A 21,045-nucleotide genomic window follows, 5' to 3' on the forward strand; every position below is an offset into this window, starting at 1 on the left:
CATCGGCAAGCATCTAGGTGCCAAGAAAACCGTATCACGCATTCAAAATGTTGAATACCTTCTGGATAAAGAGAAGCTTGACCTCAAAGACTTAGGGATAGACGAAATTATTTCACCGGAATCACTGGCGGCCAAAGAGATAAAACGATTGCTCAAAGAAGTTGCTATTACCGATACGTTTGATTTTGATGAAGGCAGGCTATCATTGGTGGGGGTGCATATTGATGAAACCAGTGCCCTGAATGGTAAAACTTTGATAGAAATGGCGCATCTAAACCCTTCTCAAAACTTTATTACCGTAGCCATACTACGAGATAATAAGACAATTATCCCTCATGGTGATAATAAATTTGTTGTTGGGGATCATGCCTACTTCATTGCTCAGCCCGATGGTGTTGAAAGCGTTTTAAAGCTATCAGGAAAGAAGAAACAAGAAATTAGGAATGTGATGATCCTGGGTGGCAGTAAGGTGGGTTATCACGCAGCCAAAAGCCTGAGCAGGAAATTTAATGTGAAGCTTATTGAAAGTGATAAAGACAAATGCTTCGAGTTGGCTGATCAGTTGAAGAATGTGATGGTAATTAATGGAGATGGCAGAGATGTTGAATTATTAGAAGAGGAAAGCATCAGTGAAATGGATGCCTTTATTGCCGTAACAGGCAATTCAGAAACCAACATTATTTCGTGCCTTGTTGCTAAAAACCATAATGTAAAGAAAACCATTTCATTGGTTGAGAATATTGACTACATACATCTGTCGCAAAATATTGGTGTAGATACCATGATCAATAAGAAGTTGATAGCGGCTAACTTTATATTCCGATACATCAGGGAAGGCGATATTATTTCACTTACCAGTATTCATGGTGTGGATGCCGAGGTGCTGGAGTTTATTGTGAAGGCTGGCTCTAAGATTACTGAAAGGGAGATAAAGAATTTAGAATTTCCAAAGGGTGCTATTATTGGAGGGGTTGTTCGTAACGGTGTCGGTTACACCACTATGGGTAACTTCCAGTTTAGGCCTAAAGACCGAGCAGTGGTGTTATGCAGGCCTGAATGTATTAAGACGGTAGAAGAATTTTTTAAGTAAAATAAGTACCTTTCGGAGTCATCCGAAGATAGAATGAGGTTCAACTACAAATTAATCACAAGTTTTACGGGGATGCTGTTGGTTATCAATGGCATTTTTATGCTTTTGTGCCTGCCATTCTCTATTTACTATGATGAGCCCATTTATTCCCTTGGTCTGTCAGGTCTTATTACAGCCGTATTTGGCAGTACTATATGGTACCTCACAAGAAATAACGAAAGTCGCGAGTTAAAAAAGAAAGATGGCTACCTGATAGTGGTTTTAGGCTGGGTATCCATGTCCGTTTTTGGCTCATTACCTTACTTAATATCAGGCTCAATTCCTGATTTCACCAATGCTTTCTTCGAAACAATTTCCGGTTATACTACTACAGGTGCTTCCATATTAACAGATATTGAAGCCGTTGATAAAGGTATTTTATTCTGGCGAAGCTTAACTCAATGGATTGGCGGTATGGGAATTATCGTTCTGGTAGTGGCTATTCTTCCGATATTAGGTATTGGTGGAATGCAGTTATTTATTGCTGAAGCTCCGGGCATTAGTCCGGATAAAATGAAGCCCAGAATTAAAGATGTTGCCAAAAGGCTATGGTTTATTTACTTAGGGCTAACATTAACTGAAATGGTGCTGCTCATGATGGGCGGTATGACATTTTATGACGCCATCAACCACTCACTAACCACCATGGCAACAGGTGGTTTTTCCACAAAAAATGCAAGCATTGCCCATTACGATTCGCCCTACATCCAATATGTGATCATCCTATTCATGTTTCTGGCAGGTACAAATTTTACAATTACCTATTATGGCTTTAAAGGCAGGTTTAAGAAGGTATGGTCAAATGAAGAGTTTAGAAACTATTTTACCATAGTTATTGCCTTGTCTGTGTGCATTGCCTTTTTTGTATTTTCAGATCAATGGGAAGGCTTTGAGAAATCGTTTAGAGATTCTTTGTTTCAGGTAGTTTCTATTGTTACAACCACTGGTTATGTAACAGCGGATTATACTGCCTGGGCACCTTTTCTTACTGTTATTTTCTTCTTGTTGATGTTTTTAGGTGCTTCTGCAGGCTCCACGGCAGGAGGTATTAAAGTAATTAGACACACCTTATTATTTAAGAATAGCTTTTTGGAGATGAAACGTCAATTGCATCCTTCAGCAGTTATGCCTGTTCGGTTAAATGGAAAAGCAGTAAGCAGGGATATTACCTATAATGTACTGGCGTTTGTTATGATTTATCTACTTATTTTCGGATCAGGCGTATTCTTAATTTCCTTCACAGGCGTAGATTTTAATACAGCTTTAGGTGCCGTGGCTACCAGTTTGGGCAACATTGGCCCGGGTCTCGGGTCAGTTGGGCCGATTTATAACTTCGCGCACATCTCTGATTTTGGCAAATGGCTGCTATCGTTTCTCATGCTTTTAGGTAGATTAGAACTTTTCACAGTGCTCATGCTTTTTAATCCTAGCTTCTGGAAGAAGTATTAAAACACGTTAAAAAAGGTCCTTCTCACTTTACAGAATTTCTTCTATTCCCTATAATTGCACCTGATTTAAAAAATCAGGGTCAACGAAGTTAAAATTCTGTTTTATGGATATTAAGATCGAAAGTTTGACAAAGACCTACGGACCGCAAAAGGCGGTAGATGAAATTTCATTTGAGGTAAAAACAGGTGAAATCCTAGGCTTTCTTGGACCAAACGGTGCAGGAAAAACAACCACCATGAAAATGATTACCAATTACATTGCCATTGATCGTGGTGATATATCTATTGGTGGAAATTCAATTAAAAATCAAGGAGACGAATTAAGAAGGCATATTGGCTATTTGCCGGAGCACAACCCGCTCTACCATGAAATGCCTGTTATTGATTATCTCGAATTTTCAGCCGCATTACAAGGTGTTCCAAATCATTTGGTGCCAGCTAGGGTAAAAGAAATGGTGAAGCTTTGCGGCCTGAACGCAGAAAAGCACAAGAAAATTGGTGAGCTATCGAAAGGGTATCGCCAGCGTGTAGGTTTGGCCCAAGCCATGATTCACGATCCTGAAATATTGATATTGGATGAACCTACAACCGGTTTGGACCCTAACCAAATTGTAGAAATCCGAAAGCTGATCAAAGAAATAGGAAAGGAAAAGACCGTCATTCTTTCCACACACATACTCTCTGAAGTAGAGGCTACTTGCGATCGTATCCTGATCATAAATAAAGGACGAATAGTTGCAGACGGAACGGCTGAAACACTTAGAAAGCAAGCGAAAGGTCAGGAATTACTTGCTACCAAAATAGAAGATGGTTCTGTTGAAGAAATAGAAAAAGCGATCAGGGAGTTGCCATCTGTGGCATCGGTAGAAAGCAAAGGTGATGGAAAGTTTGAAATTCAGAGTAAGCCTGAAATGAGCACGGCAAGAGATGTATTTTCATTGTGCGTGAAAAATAAATGGGTGATTACTGAAATGACACCATCTGTTACCAAGCTGGAAGATGTCTTTAGAGACCTGACAGCCTAATCAAATTATTTATAGATAAATCAAAAATTGATAACAATGAGATCGATTTGGATTATAGCAAAACGCGAATTACAATCATTTTTTGATTCGTTGATCGCCTACATCATGCTCGTGTTGTTCTTGGGCTTCAGCGGATTTTTTACCTGGATTTATGGTGCCGATGTTTTCCTGGTAGGTCAGGCAAGCTTGCAAAGCTTTTTCGACATCGCTTTCTGGACTTTGTTCTTCTTTATACCTGCTATTACCATGCGCATGTTGGCTGAAGAAAAGAAAACCGGAACAATAGAACTTCTACTTACCAAAGCAGTAACAGATAGAGAAGTGGTAATAGGTAAGTTTTTAGCATGCTTCCTTTTGGTAGCTATTGCCATTGCATTTACGCTTCCCTACTACATCACATTGGCCAATATTGGTAATGTGGATCATGGAGCAGTTTGGTGTGGCTACCTTGGGTTATTGTTGATGAGCGCTGCCTATGTGAGCATCGGGTTATTTACAAGTAGCATCACCAACAACCAGATCGTTGCCTTCTTACTGGCACTTTTTATCGGGTTGTTTTTCCATATCATATTTAATGTATTGGCATCAAACCTTACTGGTTTTATGGGTCAGTTGTTTCATACATTAAGCCTATCAGTTCATTTTGAATCCCTATCCAGAGGTGTGATAGACACGAAAGATGTGGTGTACTTCTTAACCATTGTGGGAATAGGAATTGTATTGGCAGAATCGAATTTGGCAAAAAGAAACTTATCTAATTGATCATGAAGACGAGAAAATCATATTACTCATCCCTTTTGTTGATCATCGGAATTTTAGTATTGATCAATATTCTATCCACGGACTTTTTCGTTCGTCTGGATTTAACAGAAAACAAGAGATATACCTTAAGTAAGGCCACGGAAGATATTGTGGAAAATCTCACAGAGCCTGTAACGGTAAAGGCCTACTTTTCAGAGAACTTACCACCCAATGTAGCACAAACCCGTCAGGACTTTAAAGACCTGTTAGTGGAGTATGCCAGTCTTTCTGATGGCAATTTGGTATACGAATTCATTAACCCAAATGAAGACCCACAGACAGAGCAAGAGGCAGGTCAGGCTGGTATAAGTCCGGTGATGATTAACGTACGTGAGAAGGATCAGGTGAAGCAGCAGAAGGCTTTCTTGGGAGCTGTTATAGAAATAGGGACACAAAAAGATGTGATTCCGTTTATGCAGCCGGGAGAAGCCATGGAGTACGCATTAACGACAAGTATTAAAAAATTATCGGTTGTTGATAAGCCTTCAGTTGGTTTGATTCAAGGGCACGGTGAGCCTTCCGTCATGGATATGCAGCAAGCAGCGCAGGCATTATCTGTGTTGTATAATTTCGAAAATGTAACACTTACTGATTCTACCCAAATACCAACATCTTACAAAGCGCTTGCCTTGGTGGCTCCTAAAGACACTATACCACCTGCACATTTAGCAAAGTTGGATGCTTATTTAGCCAAAGGCGGTAAATTATTGGTTGCTCTGAATAGAGTAGAAGGCAATCTGCAAAATGCAACGGGTAGTTCACTGAATGTTGGAATAGATAATTGGCTTGCAAGCAAGGGAGTATCTGTAGAGAATAAGTTTCTAACGGATGCCAACTGTGCTGCAGTAACCGTACGCCAGCAGCAAGGGAACTTCTCATTTCAATCGAGGGTACAATTTCCATTTTTGCCGATCCTAACCAATTTTGCAGATCATCCTGTAACTAAAGGGTTAGAACAGGTAATTTTACCATTTGCTAGTCCATTGGTATTTTCTGGTGATACAGCTGTAAATTATATGCCTTTGGCATATTCTTCCGGTCAATCTGGAACAGTTACCGCCCCAACGTATTTTAATGTGCAGCAAAAATGGGAAGAAAGCGATTTTCCTTTAGCGGCACAAACCGTTGCAGCTGCTATTGAAGGTAATCTAGTTAGCAATACATTTAGTAAAATGGTTGTAATTGGTGATGGTGATTTCGCTATCAATAATAAAGGTGGAGGACAGCCGCAACCTGTGCAGGAAGATAATGTAAGCTTGTTCGTCAATGGTATCGATTGGCTTTCTGATGATACAGGTTTAATTGACTTGAGAACAAAAGGCGTTTCATCCAGACCTATCGATCAATTAGAAGATGGTATGAAAGCAACACTTAAGTGGGTGAACTTTGGAGCACCTATAGTGCTAGCCATATTATACGGTTTATTTAGGTCTCAACGCAGAAGATTACAACGCATTAAAAGAATGGAGGTGAGCTATGAGTAAGAACAAAATACTTTTAATTGTTTTCGGGGTATTGTTAGCCGTTTATTTCGGAAATAAGTTTTTAGGCAGCAATAACGACCGAAATTTCAGAGATGTACTGGTAGCATTGGACACATCAACGGTGAGTAAGGTAGTGATAGAAGCAAGAGCCAACAGCCACAAACCTGTAGTGTTTACCAAAGAAGGTGTCAGCTGGACAGTTTCTAATGGAGAAAAAACGGATGATGCGGATAAAAGCAATGTAAAAAGCATATTAAACGCACTGATAAAGTTGGAACCACAGCGGTTAGTTTCTAACTCAGAAGATAAATGGGCGCAATATGAAGTGAATGATTCGCTGGGTACTAAAGTGAAGATGTATGACGGAGATAAGGAACTGGCCAATTTGGTCGTAGGTAAGTTTAATTTCAATCAACAGGCCAGAACGGCAGCTACATTTGTACGATTATCCGATGAAGAAGAAGTGTACACGGTAGATGGCTTTCTTGCTTCCACGTACAACCAGGAATTCAACAGCTTTAGAGATAAAACCTTTGTAAAAACTACTCCAGAAAACTTAACCTCTTTAAAATTTGATTATGCTGGTGACAGCAGTTTCGTATTAAATAAAGTATCAGATACTTCGACTGGCTCAGGATGGCAGGTGAATGGAGTGGAGGCTGACTCTGCATCTGTTCAGAAATATCTGAATGGATTAAGAAGACTGAACCAAAGGGACTTTGCAGATGACTTTACACCATCAGAAGGTGCAGCTTATACCTTAACTATTGATGGCAATAACATGAATAGTATTGTTGTTAAAGGCTTCATGCGCGATGATGAAGTGATTTTAAACTCTTCTTTAAACTCAGATGCCTACTTCAAAAAAGGCAGCCTGAACGTGTTTGAGAAGTTGTTTGTTTCTTCTCAATCGTTTTTTGTGAAATAGTCAAAATCCCCTCCCGGGAGGGGTTAGGGGTGGGTTTCTAAGTTAATACTTATTGTCATGTTGAGCTTGTCGAAACATGAGGACGAAATGCCACATTTCGACCCTTTGACAAGCTCAGGACTCTATGTGACATACTTCAGTCTAATAGAACGTCATTTCGTATCCGCCTACTGGCGGAGGAGAAATCTTTGCCACCTCGATAGGTTATTACTTGCTTCATGGCAAAGATTTCTCCGTTATCAATGCGAAAAGACCTTGTGTTTATTAGCCACGTCTCAACCCATAATCTGATTAATAAATGCCCCTATTATCGGCTTAGCCAAATCAAATAAAGGAAAGTCTTCGACTGATCGATTCATGCTAATGGCCACTGTCAGTTGATAATCCGGAACTAAAAGAAGTAATGCAGTAGAACCCACTGCCGTGCCACCATGATGAATAACTGTTACTTTGTCTGGTATAACATCAAAACCAAATTCACTTTTTCGCCAACCTAATGTATAATTTTGTTCATTTATTTCACCGTTGTTAAGAGCTACAGGAGTAGTAATAATTTCAAATGTTTCACGGCTAATAAAGTCTTTATTTAACAATGAAAGGCCCATTTTTACTAAATCAGTAGGTGTTGAAATTATGCCTCCGCCTGCCCATTTATTACTGTTGTCCACTTCAAATGACTTTTTATATTCACCATACCTAACTTCATAAAACTCCGCTCGGTGGGTAAAAATGGAATCGTTGAAATCAAAAGTGGTTTGATGCATTTCCAGTGGTGCAAAAACTTCGTTTTTCATTAGTTCATAAAAGCTATCATCAACGGCTTTTTCCAAAACAGCACTCAATAATGTGAAGTTGTAACTACTATAGCTAAAATCAGTGCCTGGTTCAAAAAGTAAAGGGTCTTGCACAAACATTTCTAAACCCTCGTCCACTGACGCATAAGCATCGTTGCTATAATATTCAAAAATGGGAATGCATAAACAGACGTCATAATTCCGAATGCCTGATGTATGGCTCGCCAGGTGCTTGATGGTCACATCGTTATACTTATAATCAGGTAAATATTTTGTTACCTTATCTTCGATGTTCAAGGCTACTGCATCAATTAACTTAGCCAGCGCAACACTCGTAACAGCCTTTGAAACACTACCAATTCTAAAACTAGTCTGAGTGTTAGCAGTTATTTCTTGATCAATATCGGCATACCCTCTGGCTTCCGACCATACTATTTTATCACCGACTCCAACTGCAACGGATAGGGCAGGAATGCCCATGGCGCTAAATATATCGACTTGAGATTTACTGAATTTAATGGCATCAAAATATCCACTATCAAGAGTTTCGACAGAAGCTTGTTCAAATGTATTGGGTAACGTATTCCAACCCCAGTTGTAGGCAGCTGCCGGTTCAAATAGAAAATAACTTACCAGGCACAATTCTGCAATTGTGAAATAAACTACGTATTTCTTCATCTCTGTTTAGCTTATTTCGAAGAAAGCTGTTCTGACATTTTATAGAGTATCACTACTTCTATAATAACAGCCGGAATGAGTAAAAGAAGCGCCAAAAAAGACCCAACCACCGTGAGGAAGAACACAGCAATGATCAATTCAAAGATTCCGGCAACAATGGCTATTCCGCCTGCTGCTGGTCTTAATCGAATAAAGCCTACTCCTAAAATAATACCCAATGCACCAAAAGTGACTGCCGCAGTGGATTGTATGATGATGTAATGTGTTTCATCAAAGGGAGCGATAACGTGGTAAATATCGAAAGCAATTAGAATGATATAACATGCCACCATCAGGTAACTGCTGATTTTTAGAAGGTAATTATCGAACAACTTACCCAATGCCACAAAACCTCGCATAAAGAAAAAGTAACTTGCTAATACACCAAGTTTGGTTGCAGCTACAAAAAATTGTTGCGAAATACTCATGTAGTCATTGGTGAGGAGGTAGCTTGCAGCAGCTTCCACAATACCTAAAGCAAAATAAATGAGTCCTGCTATCCAGGCTGGTTGTAAAATTGATTTGGTCTGATTTTCAGTGAGGTGACTCACAAAAAGTAATTGCCAAAAACCGGCTTTGTCATCTTGTCCAAAAGTCTGCTTGAAATCCTGACCGAGTGCCTCAACGATAATACGTAAAGTAGATGGGCGAGGAGTTACTTCGCCAGCTTCTATGCGTTGCAGTGTACGAACATTTACGTTACACTTTTCCACTAACTCATCTTGCGTGAGATTTTGTTCTTTTCGTAAGTCGGCAATTTTTTTACCTAGTTCGGGTTGTTTCATCTGTGTATTTTCGAACAAGATTATTGGCTTAACAAATTAAGAACAAAAAATTGAAATACAACTCACCCGACATTTACCCGACATTTGGATTTAAATGGTGAATAACTCCATTCTTTCGGATTTTCCTCGCAAATTGATAAACCCTTTACTTTGAAAGTTGTCTTGTTTCAATGCTTTAACTATCTCTCCTGAGACGAGTAAATTTACCTTAAGCTCGTTGCACATGGCCTGAATTCTGGCAGCAGTATTCAGTACATCTCCCGAATAGGCAATTTCCCTCTTTACTATACCCAATTCACCGGCCATTACATATCCTCCATGCACCCCGGCTTTAAACTCAGGTTCGACCCCATATGTTGAGATAAAAAAATCAATATTTTCCTTTATGCTACTTTCAACATCAGAATAAGTGCGTACACAAGATGCATTTTTAAGGCCTTCATTCATAGGCCAGCTGATCACGATTTCATCACCTACATATTGATAAATCTCACCTTCGTTTTTAAGTATTGCTGGTGTCACTATCTTGAAAACCTCCCGAATAAAATTGAAGTATTTTTCTTCACCCAGCTTTTCAGCAATGGCTGTAGAAGATCGTAAATCCAAAAACATGAAAATCCGTTCTTCACGGGTCGGATGAAAGTATTTTCCCAACAAAAACTTCTTAAAGACACCCGGCCCATATTTGTCATTGACCTGAAGGAAAATAAATGTCATGATAACCACTGCCATCCAGAAAAAGAATGGGATTAAGAGCGAAGGCGTTTGAAATGCCTCTAAAACTTCTAACCAGGCCTGTTTGCTAAAAACCGATACATCGTTGTTGTAAGTATTGTTAAATAATATGACCGGTATAGCAGTGATTATGAAGATGATAACAAATGACAATACTATATTTTTAAGTGTCCAACCATAAGGCTTAGAACGTAGCCACTTCTCCCAGACAAATACGATTGCACTGCCACCAACAAGTCCTCCAATGACCGATTCTATAATACTTCCAAAAAACGCCAGGTAATAATCAAGTTCCAGTTCAGTTGGATCTACATTTTGGATGACATTTCTATCCAAAACAGCTGACATACCAATAACGTTGATAAACAAAGCTACCAACGTCCACGCGATGGTGATGTAGAGTACCTTTTTGAGTTGGGAGAGTAGGTTCATGCAGTTTTTGTGTTAGAGCATAAACAAAAATATAAGTCCTAAGTTGGATTACTATTTAATTAGTAATGATTGTAGTTTTAATAAAGTCATTTCGGAACGAAGAGAAATCTGTGTACGAAAAGTATGAGTGTGTTACGCAGTTGATTTCTTCGGCTACTGCCTACGAAATAACGAAAGTAAAAAAGTCAAAAAAAAACCCTGACCCAGCATAGCTGGCGTCAGGGTAATTTAAACTAAACTAGCAATTAAAATAATCAACTACCGCAAGCCTCGCACTCATCGGGGTTATCCAATGAACAAACCATATCGGCTTGTTTTTGGGCCAGGGCAGCTTCATCGTTGGCAGCTGTAGCCGTAGCTGGCTGCTCTTTCTTTGTTTTCTCTACAGTAAACTGGATGGCACTTGTAGCCGCTTTAGACCTCAAGTAGTACATTCCTGTCTTCAACCCTTTCTTCCAGGCGTAGAAGTGCATTGATGTTAACTTACCAAAGTTCGGATCTTGAATGTGTACATTCATACTCTGGCTTTGGCAGATATACGCTCCTCTGTCAGCAGCCATATCAATAATAGCTTTCTGAGAGATTTCCCAAACAGTTTTGTACAAGTCTTTAATGTGCTGTGGTATCTCTGGTATGCTCTGAACTGAACCATTCGCTTCAATCAGTCTGTTTTTCATCGTATCATTCCAAAGACCGAGCTCAATTAAATCACGCATTAAGTGCTTGTTCACAATAATGAACTCACCGGATAATGTTCTTCGTGTATAGATGTTAGAAGTATAAGGCTCAAAGCACTCGTTGTTTCCTAATATCTGCGAAGTAGAAGCTGTTGGCATAGGAGCAAGTAATAATGAGTTTCGCACACCATTTTTTCTAACCTCTTTCTTCAGGCTTGTCCAATCCCATCTGTTAGATTTTGGAGTAACACCCCACATATCAAACTGGAAGATACCTTTAGATACCGGAGAACCTTTGAATGTCTCATAAGGGCCATCTTTCTTCGCTAGCTCCATAGAAGCAGTCATCGCAGCGTAGTAGATGGTCTCGTGGATATCTTCGTTCAAACGCTTGGCCTCATCAGACTCAAATGGCATTTTCAACATTAAGAATGTATCAGCCAATCCTTGCACACCAATTCCAATAGGTCTGTGACGCATATTTGAATTACGTGCTTCCTCCACAGGGTAGTAGTTGATATCAATTACCTTGTTCAGGTTTTTAGTGATCACTTTCGTGATGTCATATAACTTCTGATGATCGAATACGCCATCTTCAGTAACAAACATTGGAAGTGCGATAGAAGCAAGGTTGCAAACAGCGACTTCATCTTTAGAAGTGTACTCCATAATCTCAGTACACAAGTTAGAAGACTTGATCGTACCTAAGTTCTTCTGGTTAGACTTCTTGTTAGCCGCATCTTTGTACAACATGTAAGGCGTACCGGTTTCAATCTGAGATTCTAGAATTTCAAACCAAAGGTCTTGAGCTTTTACTTGCTTTCTGTATTTCTCCTCTTTCTCGTATTTCTCATAAAGTTTTTCGAACTCATCACCATAGGCGTCAGAAAGTCCAGGGCACTCATTTGGATCGAATAATGACCACATGGCGTTTTCTTCCACTCTTTTCATAAACAAGTCACAAATCCATAAAGCATAGAATAAATCTCTCGCTCTTAATTCTTCTTTACCGTGGTTCTTTTTCAGGTCAAGGAATTGGAAGATATCTGCATGCCATGGCTCAAGATAGATGGCAAAGCTTCCTTTTCGCTTGCCACCGCCTTGATCCACGTAACGAGCAGTCATGTCAAAATTTCTTAACATAGGCACGATACCGTTAGAAACTCCACCTGTACCTTTAATGTATGAGCCCGTAGCTCTAATGTTGTGTATGCTTAGTCCAATACCTCCTGCTGACTGCGATATCTTAGCACATTGCTTTAATGTGTCATAAATACCATCAATACTATCATCTTGCATGGTTAGTAGAAAGCATGAAGATAATTGTGGCTTAGGAGTACCTGCATTAAATAATGTTGGTGTAGCATGTGTAAACCACTTTTCTGATAATAGATTATAGGTTTCGATTGCAGCCTCAATATCCTCCCCATGAATACCAACTGCCACACGCATTAATAAATGCTGAGGTCTTTCCACAATCTTACCATCAGCTTTCATTAGGTATGATCTTTCTAATGTTTTAAAGCCGAAGTAGTCGTAGCTAAAATCCCTATCGTAGATAATTGAAGAATCTAACAACGCAGCGTTTTTCTTAACCACCCCATACGTCTCTTTCGAAATTAACGGTGCGTTCTCTCCTGTTTTAGGATCTACATAGGTATATAACCTTTTCATGGTATTACTAAACGATTTGCTCGTTACCTTGTGCAGGTTAGAAATAGCAATACGCGCGGCCAGCTTAGCAAAGTCCGGGTGCTTGGTCGTTAACGATGCGGTGGTTTCTGCTGCCAGGTTATCCAGCTCTACAGTGGTTACACCATCGTAAATACCATTAATTACTTTCTTAGCGATGTCAATCGGCTCGATATAGTTCATATCAAGGCCATAGCAAAGCTTTTCTATTCGGGAGGTGATCTTATCGAACTTTACGGACTCCCTTCTTCCGTCTCTTTTAACTACTAACATAACATGGGGTGATTTGGAGGTTATTAAAAAGTTTAAAAAATTCAGCTATTAAAAATCTTCATCTAAAGAGAACTTGTTCGAATCCTCGTTGCCTTTCATTACTCCGGCCTTTTGGTAATCGCCCACTCTCTTCTCGAAAAAATTAGTTTTGCCCTGTAACGAGATCATTTCCATGAAATCGAATGGGTTAGAAGAGTTATATATCTTCTTACCAATCAACTCATTTAATAATCTGTCAGCAACAAACTCGATATATTGGCACATCAGCTCCGCATTCATGCCTATAAGGTTTACAGGCAAAGCATCAGTCACAAATTCTTTTTCAATTTCAACGGCATCCCTGATGATGTCGATGATTACTTGCTCGTCCAGCTTATTTTGAACGTGGTTGTTGTATAACAGACAAGCAAAATCGCAATGTAGACCTTCATCTCTTGAGATTAGTTCGTTTGAGAAGCTTAGTCCCGGCATAAGGCCTCTTTTCTTCAACCAGAAGATAGAACAGAAGCTACCTGAGAAGAATATACCTTCCACAGCAGCAAAAGCCACTAGTCTTTCCTGGAAGTTACCTTCATCGATCCATCTCAAAGCCCAATCAGCTTTTTTCTTCACGCAGTCCATCGTTTCAATGGCGTTGAAAAGCTTATCCTTTTGTTTAGGGTCTTTTACATACGTATCGATCAATAAGGAATAAGTTTCAGAGTGGATATTCTCCATTGCTATTTGAAAGCCATAAAAGAATTTAGCTTCTGTATATTGAACTTCAGCAACAAAGTGCTCGGCAAGGTTTTCGTTTACAATGCCATCGCTGGCAGCAAAGAAGGCTAGCACGTGAGAGATAAAGTGACGCTCGCCATCCGTCATTTTTTCCCAATCCTTCAGATCCTGACCTAAGTCAATCTCTTCAGCCGTCCAAAAACTGGCTTCAGCTTTCTTGTAAAATTCCCAAATATCGTCATGCTTAATAGGGAATAATACAAATCGATTTTCGTTTTCTTGTAGTATTGGTTCAGTTGCGGTAGCTGTCTCACTCATTTTCTTCTCTCAGGTTTACTTAATTACACATTTAAGAAAAATCAGTGGTTGAATTCCTTAGTTCTGATTTTTCGTTTTTCTTGATTTTGACTCAAAAAGTTACAAGGGACTGTGAGCCATGATTGATAGGGTGTATTTATCAATCAACTTCACAAATATTAGAAAGGGTTTGATAATATCAAAGCCGAACAAGCATGTGTATATTTGGCATCCAATAATCTCATAACTAATTGATAAACAATAAGTTAATTATATATGTTTAATTATGACTTAGCCCAAATTTGGCTTTAAATGAGGGTGAAAAATTATTGAAAAGTTTTCCACAGCGGCAAGCAATATCAACAACCAAATGTGCACAGAATCTTACATCTGGCATTACCTTTCAAACAGCCTCTTTTTCAGGTCTTGTGGCAGATATTCCAACAAGGGCTGGCCAGATTTATCAAACCATTCAGATGGGGCGTAGTAGGTAGAGGCACTGGTAGGATCGTTAAACTTGGTGTATTTACCTGAGCGGGTTCCATTAGAAAGGGCAGCAGATACAGAACTTCGCACCTTCATTTTGTCCAAGTTAGGCTCATTGTCGATGATATAATCTACTACCTCATTAGATGAGATTAATTTACCTATAAAGTCCTGATAATAAGCTATTTTGCGTGTCCAAGGCCAGTTTTTGCTATACGCCAGGTTCTTCTTTTCAAACTCGGAATAATCATGTTGCTCGTTAAAAATAGAAAGGCTGGTAAGGTTGCTTATATGGTTCTCTATCTCAAGTATTTCACGCTTAAAATTTTCTATTTGATTCTCCAGCTGAACCTTTCTTTCAGATAATGCTTTGATGTAGAGGTCGGCATACTTTTCTGGGACGTTAAACTTCATATTAAGCGTTTTAAGCAATTATTTATCATTCTGACGAAGATAGTTCAATAGAACAAGCAATACAAGCAATTAATGCAAGCAAAGCAAGCAAAATAGCTATTTTTGAAAAAATGCAAGCAAAAAGACCTATTGTGATGCATTTGATCATTTTATATGTAGATGTTTGATATTTTGTAATATTGAATTACCTTTGCAGTCCTATTTTTAAAACAGTTATATAATGTACGCAATAGTTGACATAGCCGGAAAGCAGTTCAAAGTAACGCAAGACCAGTTCGTATATGCTCCTTTAATGGAGGGCGAAGAAGGCGCTTCCGTAGAATTCGACAAGGTGTTATTGGTAGACAATGACGGGAAGGTCGAAGTTGGCGCACCGCTAGTAAAAGGCGCTAAAGTTTCAGGTAAAATCTTGGGACATGTTAAGGGTGACAAAGTAATCGTCTTCAAAAAGAAAAGAAGAAAAGGTTACAAGAAAAGAAATGGTCACAGACAAGATTTCACTAAAGTATTAATCGAAGGAATTAAAAAATAAAAGAACACCATGGCACACAAAAAAGGAGTAGGTAGTTCGAAGAACGGTAGAGAGTCGGAAAGTAAACGACTTGGAGTTAAGATATACGGTGGACAGGCGGCAATCGCTGGTAACATCATTGTTAGACAAAGAGGAACGAAGCACCATCCAGGTGTAAATGTAGGTATCGGTAAAGATCATACATTGTTTGCTTTGAAAGATGGTATCGTTAACTTCAAAAAAGGCAGAAACGATCGTTCTTACGTATCTGTAGAAGAGGTTAACTAATACAGGCTACCAATTGAGAAATTTGACCCTGACGAAAGCTAACGCTTTGTCAGGGTTTTATTTTTCTTTATATTTTTCAAGCAGCAGCTGCATAAGTACCTCAGCAGATTTATCTCCTTTTTTCTTAATTAAATCCCGAGAAACTTCATCACCCACCTCATATATAAGACTTTCGGCATTAAATTCCTGCTTAAACCAATTAGCAGATACTGGTAATTTAGGATCCCCTTTATTCACAATTATGTTTTGGCTGTTAACATATTGTGTCATACTGTCAATCCATGGTTTTATGACACTCATTTCACTAGGATATTTATCATTTTTAAAGGTGTAAATCAGATCCTTCTCGGTAGAGTGAAAATCTATTGCCAGAACAATGTTTAAATCATACGCTTGTTTTTTGCGCTTAACATAGTTTTGAAAGGAATTTATTTCAGTTTGGGTATGCAAAAACCAATCGTTTGTGAGGTCAACTCCCATAGCATTGAATTCAGAATGTCCCATGTCTACTCCATCGGGGTTCAGCATTGGTACTACTATTACGGAAAACTTATTTCTAAATTCTGTGGCTAGTTCTCCATAGGAAGCTATTTTTTCGATAAATTCTTGCATCGCCAGATATCCACTTACCTCTGTTGGATGCTGCCTGCTTATAATAATGATTGTGGGCTGATGCTTTTGAAATGCTATAAGTAGTGCTTTTAATTTTCTCCCTTTGATGGTTGTACCAAACTGTTCTATTTTAATATATCTATAGGCTGATAGGGACAGCATCCATTGTAAAAGGTCTGATGATGTTTCCAGTTCTTTACCAGCAATGTATTGATAGTCTTCACCTACATTAAGTGTTAACACGGTACTATCATTTTTATTATAATAGTCTGAGTTTCTTAATGGCAACCATATTCTGCTGTCCTTACTGTATTTTGGAAAATATCTATGAGTACCTTGTGTATATTTTAAATGCACTCGTATTCGTTTACTTTTATCACTTTTGATTTTAAATGCGTACCATGGACTCATGCGAACGGATGTATCTTCAGGTGTAATGATTGCCTGATATAACGAATCATTTACTTTATCGAATCCATTAATTCTGGCACCATCAAACTTATTTGATACTGTAATCCCGTCAACGGCCCATTCACGTTTGATCTGTTCTTCAACTTCTTTTCCTTTCTTCGCAGATCGCGAGGGATCGTTATATGCCGCAGTGGAGTAATTTTGACTAGGGTTACAACTCGCTATTAAACTTAGTAAAATTACTACTGTCAGTATTTTCATGTATTATAAGAATGACTCTTAAAATACACTAAAATTTCTTAATTGTTCTATAAAGCTTGGGATAACACCCGGCACGGCAACAATGGTAAACACAATACCAAAGAGGCCACCATATAGGTGTGCATCATGATTGATATTGTCACCTTGTCGCTTACCCATATACACGGAGTAAATAATATAGCCCACACCCCAGATAAAGCCTGGAAGGCATAACAATCCGTACAGACAAAGATCTTGTGTAGGGTTAAAAATAATAAAGCTAAAAAGTATAGACGACACGCCTCCAGATGCACCCAATGCATTATAGTAAGGGCTATCCTTATGCTTAAGGAATGATGGAATATCTGCAATTATAATTCCCAACAGATATAGGGCAACATATAGAATATAACCAGTGATGCCATAAATTGCCGCAAATATTTGTTCTACGTAACTGCCAAACATCCACAATACGAACATGTTGAAAAGCAGGTGAATAAAATCTGCATGGATAAAGCCGGAACTCAAAAAGCGATAGTACTCTCTGTTTCTTATAATGGTATATGGATTAAAAATAAACTTTGCCTTCAACGTTGTATTGTTGAAGGCATTGTAACTTATAAGGGAAGTTATGATTACAATGATGAGTGTGATGGACATAGGAGGGTTTTTTAAGCTCAACGTTCAAAGTTCGAAGTGTTTCTATCACAACGAACTTTGAACTTAAAACTTTGAACTAGATATGTATAGGTCTATTGTCAGTTGCGGCCAGACATGCTTCTTTCACAGCTTCCATATAGGTTGGGTGTGCGTGGCTCATTCTGGAAACATCTTCAGCAGATGCCCTGTATTCCATTGCTGTAACTCCAGCGGCAATCATATCAGCAGCTCGTGCTCCTATTATATGTACCCCTAAAATTTCGTCTGTCTTTTTATCAGCCAATATTTTCACCACACCATCAACGTCCATGCTAGCACGAGCTCTTCCTAGTGCTTTAAATGGGAACGACCCAACTTTATAATCGGAGCCTTTTTCTTTAAGTTCTTCTTCGGTATACCCTACACTTGCCACTTCAGGCCAGGTATAAACAACTCCAGGAATCAGTTTGTAATGAATGTGTGGTTTTTGACCAACAATTGTTTCTGCTACAAATGCTCCTTCTTCTTCAGCTTTGTGAGCTAACATGGCACCTCTTATTACGTCACCAATCGCATAAATATTATCAACCTTGGTTCTCAAATGATCATCTACACCTATTCTTCCACGGTCATCGGCAGATAGTCCTGCGGCTTCAAGATTCAATCCATCAGTGTAAGGTCTTCTTCCGATAGCTACCAAACAATAGTCTCCTTTAAACTCTACAGTATTTCCTTTCTTATCTTCAGCCTTTACTTTTACTTCTTTGCCTATATTTTCAATGGAGGTAACCTTATGACTTACCTTAATATCTATTCCAATTTTCTTTGATACACGAGTCAATTCCTTACCCATGGTACTATCCATGGTTGGGATAATCCGATCCATATATTCAACAACAGTAACTTGCGAGCCAATACGTGCATACACAGAGCCTAATTCCATCCCGATTACACCGCCACCAATCACAATCATGTGCTTTGGTATTTCAGACAGAGACAATGCTTCAGTACTGGTAATAATCCTTTTCTTATCGATTTTGGCAAAGGGTAGTGACGATGGTTTGGAGCCAGTAGCAATAATTACTTTATCAGTTGTGATTTCAGTGGACTTACCTTTTGCAGGAGTTATTTTAATGGTGTTTTTGTCCACAAATGATCCCATTCCATGATGCACATCAATTTTATTTTTATTCATCAGGAAATCGATACCATCGCAGGTTTGTTTTACCACACTTGCCTTACGGTCAATCATCTGTTTGAAATTGACTTTCGGTTTATTGATGTCAATTCCGTGATCTTTAAAATGATTCACAGCATTGTAGTAATGCTCAGAGCTATCAAGCAGAGCTTTGGATGGAATACAACCTACATTCAGGCAAGTACCGCCCAACGTGTCATATTTTTCAATGATGGCTGTTTTTAAACCTAATTGCGCGCATCGTATTGCCGCTACATATCCACCAGGCCCCGATCCTATGACAGTTACATCGTATTGCATTTCTTTAGTATTTAGTATTGAGTACTAAGTACAATGTACTGAGTATTTCATCGTGTACTCAATGTGTTTATAATTTCTTTTTTAATCCAAATAACATTTTGTGGATTTCCTCAATCAACTCTAATAAAGGATTTATATCTTCTTCATTAGTGTAATTGATCCTTGAAGATATCATTAATTGAGTTTGTAGCTCAAATAATGAACCCACTGCTATACCTAAAAATTGGTTAAACTCACCCTTAGTATTTCGTCCTGCTCCTTCGGCAATATTTGAAGGAATTGATATCGCACATCTATTAATTTGGGCGATTAACCCAAACTGTTCTTTGGATGGGAATTGATTAGTTAAATTATAAACCAATTCTACCAAATTCATTGACTTCTGCCATGCCAGAAGGTCTTGATATTTATGCATATATCTTTGTACTCATTACTTCATACTCTGTACTATCAAACTCCCAGCATTAATCTAGCAGGATCTTCTAATAACTCTTTTACTCTTACCAAGAAGCTCACCGACTCTCTGCCATCAATTATTCTATGATCGTAAGAGAGAGCTACATACATCACGGGTCTTACTTCCACTTGACCATTGATTGCTACCGGGCGCTGAACAATATTGTGCATACCAAGTATCGCAGATTGAGGTGCATTAATAATCGGAGTTGATAGCATTGATCCAAAAATTCCACCGTTTGTTATCGTAAACGTTCCTCCTTGCATCTCTTCAATACTTAATTTGCCGTCACGAGCCTTTTTAGCCAATCGAACTACTTCACTTTCAATTCCCTTGAAATCTAACGCTTCTGCATTTCTGATAACAGGAACAACCAATCCTTTTGGAGAACTTACAGCGATTGAGATATCGCAGAAGTCGTTATAAACCATTTCATTTCCATCTATGGCAGCATTTACAGCCGGCCACTCGAGTAATGCTTGGCAACATGCTTTGGTGAAGAACGACATAAAGCCGAGACCCACACCATGTTTTTCTTTGAACTGCTCTTTGTATTTAGATCTTAAGTCCATAATCGGCTTCATGTCTACCTCATTAAATGTGGTAAGCATGGCCGTTTCATTCTTCACAGAAACCAAACGCTTAGAAATGGTTTTTCTAAGTGAAGACATTTTCTCTCTACGCTGATTTCTTGATCCTGCTACAGGTGCAGCAGCTTGTTCTTTCTCCTCAGATTTAGATTCTGCTTTTGGTGCTGACTTTTGAGCATTCTCGGCATCCTCCTTTGTTATTCTGCCATCAACGCCAGTTCCTTTAACAGTGCTTGGATCAATTCCTTTTTCCTTCAGTATTTTGGCAGCAGCTGGTGATGCATGACCAGCGGCATAGGAATCTGAACTAGAGGAATCACTACCTGCACTTGCAGATTCTGACTTGGATTCTTTTTTATCATCTGCACCTGAAGAAGATGGTGCGCCACTCATTACTTCTATTTTACAGATAGTGGCACCAATTTCTAATGTGTCACCTTCCTGAGCCACGATTTTTAGTATCCCGTTTGCTTCGGCTGGCAACTCAAATGTTGCTTTGTCAGATTCTACTTCTGCAATAATTTCATCTAACTCTACAAAATCACCTTCTTCTTTTAACCAGGAAGAGATAGTAACTTCAGTAATCGACTCACCTACTGCAGGAACGATCATTTCTTTTACTTCACCTGTTTTTTCAGGTTCAGAACTACCAGATGATTTGCTGTTATTAGATGATTTAGACTCTTTCTTTTCTTCTTTTTTCTCGGACGTATCAGAACCACCACTGGCAGATGTATCTATTTCACAGATAACAGTGCCAACATCAACGGTCTCTCCATCCTGAACTTTAATCTTCAAAACCCCGGCTTTTTCAGCAGGCAGTTCAAAAGTGGCTTTATCTGATTCCAGTTCGGCTATTATTTCATCCTGCTCCACATAATCCCCATCAGATTTTAGCCAGCTGGCAATAGTTACTTCAGTGATTGACTCACCTACTTCCGGAACTTTAATTTCTAAACTCATCT

Annotated in this window: 19 protein-coding genes; 8 read left to right on the forward strand and 11 right to left on the reverse strand. The window is 38.9% G+C overall.

Translation table 11 applies throughout. From position 1 onward, the window contains the following. The 6 genes from trkA to RLO81_RS13920 form a co-directional block, all read left to right on the forward strand. The coding region (gene trkA / locus RLO81_RS13895; RefSeq protein WP_350112708.1) for a Trk system potassium transporter TrkA at positions 1 to 1,090 on the forward strand (1,090 nt) is incomplete at its 5' end. A gap of 33 nt (positions 1,091 to 1,123) precedes the next feature. Further along, positions 1,124 to 2,578 carry a TrkH family potassium uptake protein gene (locus RLO81_RS13900; RefSeq protein ID WP_350112711.1) on the forward strand — a complete coding sequence of 485 codons (1,455 nt, stop codon included), beginning with the start codon at positions 1,124 to 1,126 and terminating at the stop codon, positions 2,576 to 2,578. Between the two features lie 103 nt (positions 2,579 to 2,681). Next, the gene (locus tag RLO81_RS13905; RefSeq protein ID WP_350112714.1) at positions 2,682 to 3,602 is read left to right on the forward strand and encodes an ATP-binding cassette domain-containing protein; all 921 of its coding nucleotides are present in this window, start codon (positions 2,682 to 2,684) and stop codon (positions 3,600 to 3,602) included. A gap of 36 nt (positions 3,603 to 3,638) precedes the next feature. Next, positions 3,639 to 4,364 carry an ABC transporter permease subunit gene (locus RLO81_RS13910; protein WP_350112717.1) on the forward strand — a complete coding sequence of 242 codons (726 nt, stop codon included), beginning with the start codon at positions 3,639 to 3,641 and terminating at the stop codon, positions 4,362 to 4,364. A 2-nt stretch (positions 4,365 to 4,366) separates the two neighbouring features. After that, positions 4,367 to 5,887, forward strand: a complete 1,521-nt coding sequence (locus RLO81_RS13915; RefSeq protein WP_350112720.1) for a GldG family protein — start codon at positions 4,367 to 4,369, stop codon at positions 5,885 to 5,887. Then, complete coding sequence (locus RLO81_RS13920; protein WP_350112723.1) at positions 5,880 to 6,815, forward strand: DUF4340 domain-containing protein; 936 nt, start codon at positions 5,880 to 5,882, stop codon at positions 6,813 to 6,815. Before RLO81_RS13915 ends, RLO81_RS13920 begins: the two co-directional genes overlap by 8 nt. Before the next feature lie 275 nt (positions 6,816 to 7,090). Here RLO81_RS13920 and RLO81_RS13925 read toward each other — a convergent pair whose 3' ends face one another. The 6 genes from RLO81_RS13925 to RLO81_RS13950 all read right to left on the reverse strand — a co-directional run bounded on the left by RLO81_RS13925 (position 7,091) and on the right by RLO81_RS13950 (position 14,834). Continuing rightward, positions 7,091 to 8,287 (reverse strand): serine hydrolase domain-containing protein, encoded by a 1,197-nt coding sequence (locus RLO81_RS13925; RefSeq protein WP_350112726.1) that lies wholly within the window; start codon positions 8,285 to 8,287, stop codon positions 7,091 to 7,093. An 11-nt stretch (positions 8,288 to 8,298) separates the two neighbouring features. Continuing rightward, on the reverse strand, positions 8,299 to 9,111 hold the full coding sequence (locus RLO81_RS13930) for a helix-turn-helix domain-containing protein (RefSeq protein WP_350112729.1): 813 nt from the start codon (positions 9,109 to 9,111) through the stop codon (positions 8,299 to 8,301). Positions 9,112 to 9,201: 90 nt separating this feature from the next. Then, entirely contained in the window at positions 9,202 to 10,278 is a 1,077-nt protein-coding gene (locus RLO81_RS13935; RefSeq protein ID WP_350112732.1) for an adenylate/guanylate cyclase domain-containing protein, read from the reverse strand. 254 nt (positions 10,279 to 10,532) lie between these two features. Further along, positions 10,533 to 12,920, reverse strand: coding sequence for a ribonucleoside-diphosphate reductase subunit alpha (locus RLO81_RS13940; protein ID WP_350112735.1), 2,388 nt, complete (start codon positions 12,918 to 12,920; stop codon positions 10,533 to 10,535). 48 nt (positions 12,921 to 12,968) lie between these two features. Further along, positions 12,969 to 13,955, reverse strand: coding sequence for a ribonucleoside-diphosphate reductase small subunit (locus tag RLO81_RS13945; protein WP_350112738.1), 987 nt, complete (start codon positions 13,953 to 13,955; stop codon positions 12,969 to 12,971). Positions 13,956 to 14,330: 375 nt separating this feature from the next. Next, the gene (locus RLO81_RS13950; protein ID WP_350112741.1) at positions 14,331 to 14,834 is read right to left on the reverse strand and encodes a hypothetical protein; all 504 of its coding nucleotides are present in this window, start codon (positions 14,832 to 14,834) and stop codon (positions 14,331 to 14,333) included. A 220-nt stretch (positions 14,835 to 15,054) separates the two neighbouring features. Here RLO81_RS13950 and rplU point away from each other — a divergent pair, with 220 nt between their 5' ends. Together rplU and rpmA are read left to right on the forward strand one after the other, a co-directional pair. Further along, positions 15,055 to 15,366: a 50S ribosomal protein L21 gene (rplU, locus tag RLO81_RS13955; protein WP_350112744.1), complete on the forward strand. Its 312-nt coding sequence runs from the start codon at positions 15,055 to 15,057 to the stop codon at positions 15,364 to 15,366. 9 nt (positions 15,367 to 15,375) lie between these two features. Then, positions 15,376 to 15,633 carry a 50S ribosomal protein L27 gene (gene rpmA / locus RLO81_RS13960; protein WP_350112747.1) on the forward strand — a complete coding sequence of 86 codons (258 nt, stop codon included), beginning with the start codon at positions 15,376 to 15,378 and terminating at the stop codon, positions 15,631 to 15,633. A gap of 57 nt (positions 15,634 to 15,690) precedes the next feature. On the opposite strand, the gene RLO81_RS13965 is transcribed toward rpmA, so the two are convergent. The 5 genes from RLO81_RS13965 to odhB form a co-directional block, all read right to left on the reverse strand. Beyond that, positions 15,691 to 16,917, reverse strand: coding sequence for a M14 family zinc carboxypeptidase (locus RLO81_RS13965; protein WP_350112750.1), 1,227 nt, complete (start codon positions 16,915 to 16,917; stop codon positions 15,691 to 15,693). An 18-nt stretch (positions 16,918 to 16,935) separates the two neighbouring features. After that, positions 16,936 to 17,556 (reverse strand): rhomboid family intramembrane serine protease, encoded by a 621-nt coding sequence (locus tag RLO81_RS13970; RefSeq protein WP_350112753.1) that lies wholly within the window; start codon positions 17,554 to 17,556, stop codon positions 16,936 to 16,938. Between the two features lie 76 nt (positions 17,557 to 17,632). Next, positions 17,633 to 19,033, reverse strand: a complete 1,401-nt coding sequence (gene lpdA, locus RLO81_RS13975) for a dihydrolipoyl dehydrogenase (protein WP_350112756.1) — start codon at positions 19,031 to 19,033, stop codon at positions 17,633 to 17,635. Positions 19,034 to 19,100: 67 nt separating this feature from the next. Then, positions 19,101 to 19,448 (reverse strand): four helix bundle protein, encoded by a 348-nt coding sequence (locus RLO81_RS13980; RefSeq protein WP_350112759.1) that lies wholly within the window; start codon positions 19,446 to 19,448, stop codon positions 19,101 to 19,103. A gap of 35 nt (positions 19,449 to 19,483) precedes the next feature. After that, positions 19,484 to 21,043: a 2-oxoglutarate dehydrogenase complex dihydrolipoyllysine-residue succinyltransferase gene (gene odhB / locus RLO81_RS13985; protein WP_350112762.1), complete on the reverse strand. Its 1,560-nt coding sequence runs from the start codon at positions 21,041 to 21,043 to the stop codon at positions 19,484 to 19,486. Between the last annotated feature and the right edge of the window lie 2 nt (positions 21,044 to 21,045).

Source organism: Fulvivirga sp., assembly GCF_040220315.1.
Taxonomy (GTDB): domain Bacteria; phylum Bacteroidota; class Bacteroidia; order Cytophagales; family Cyclobacteriaceae; genus Fulvivirga.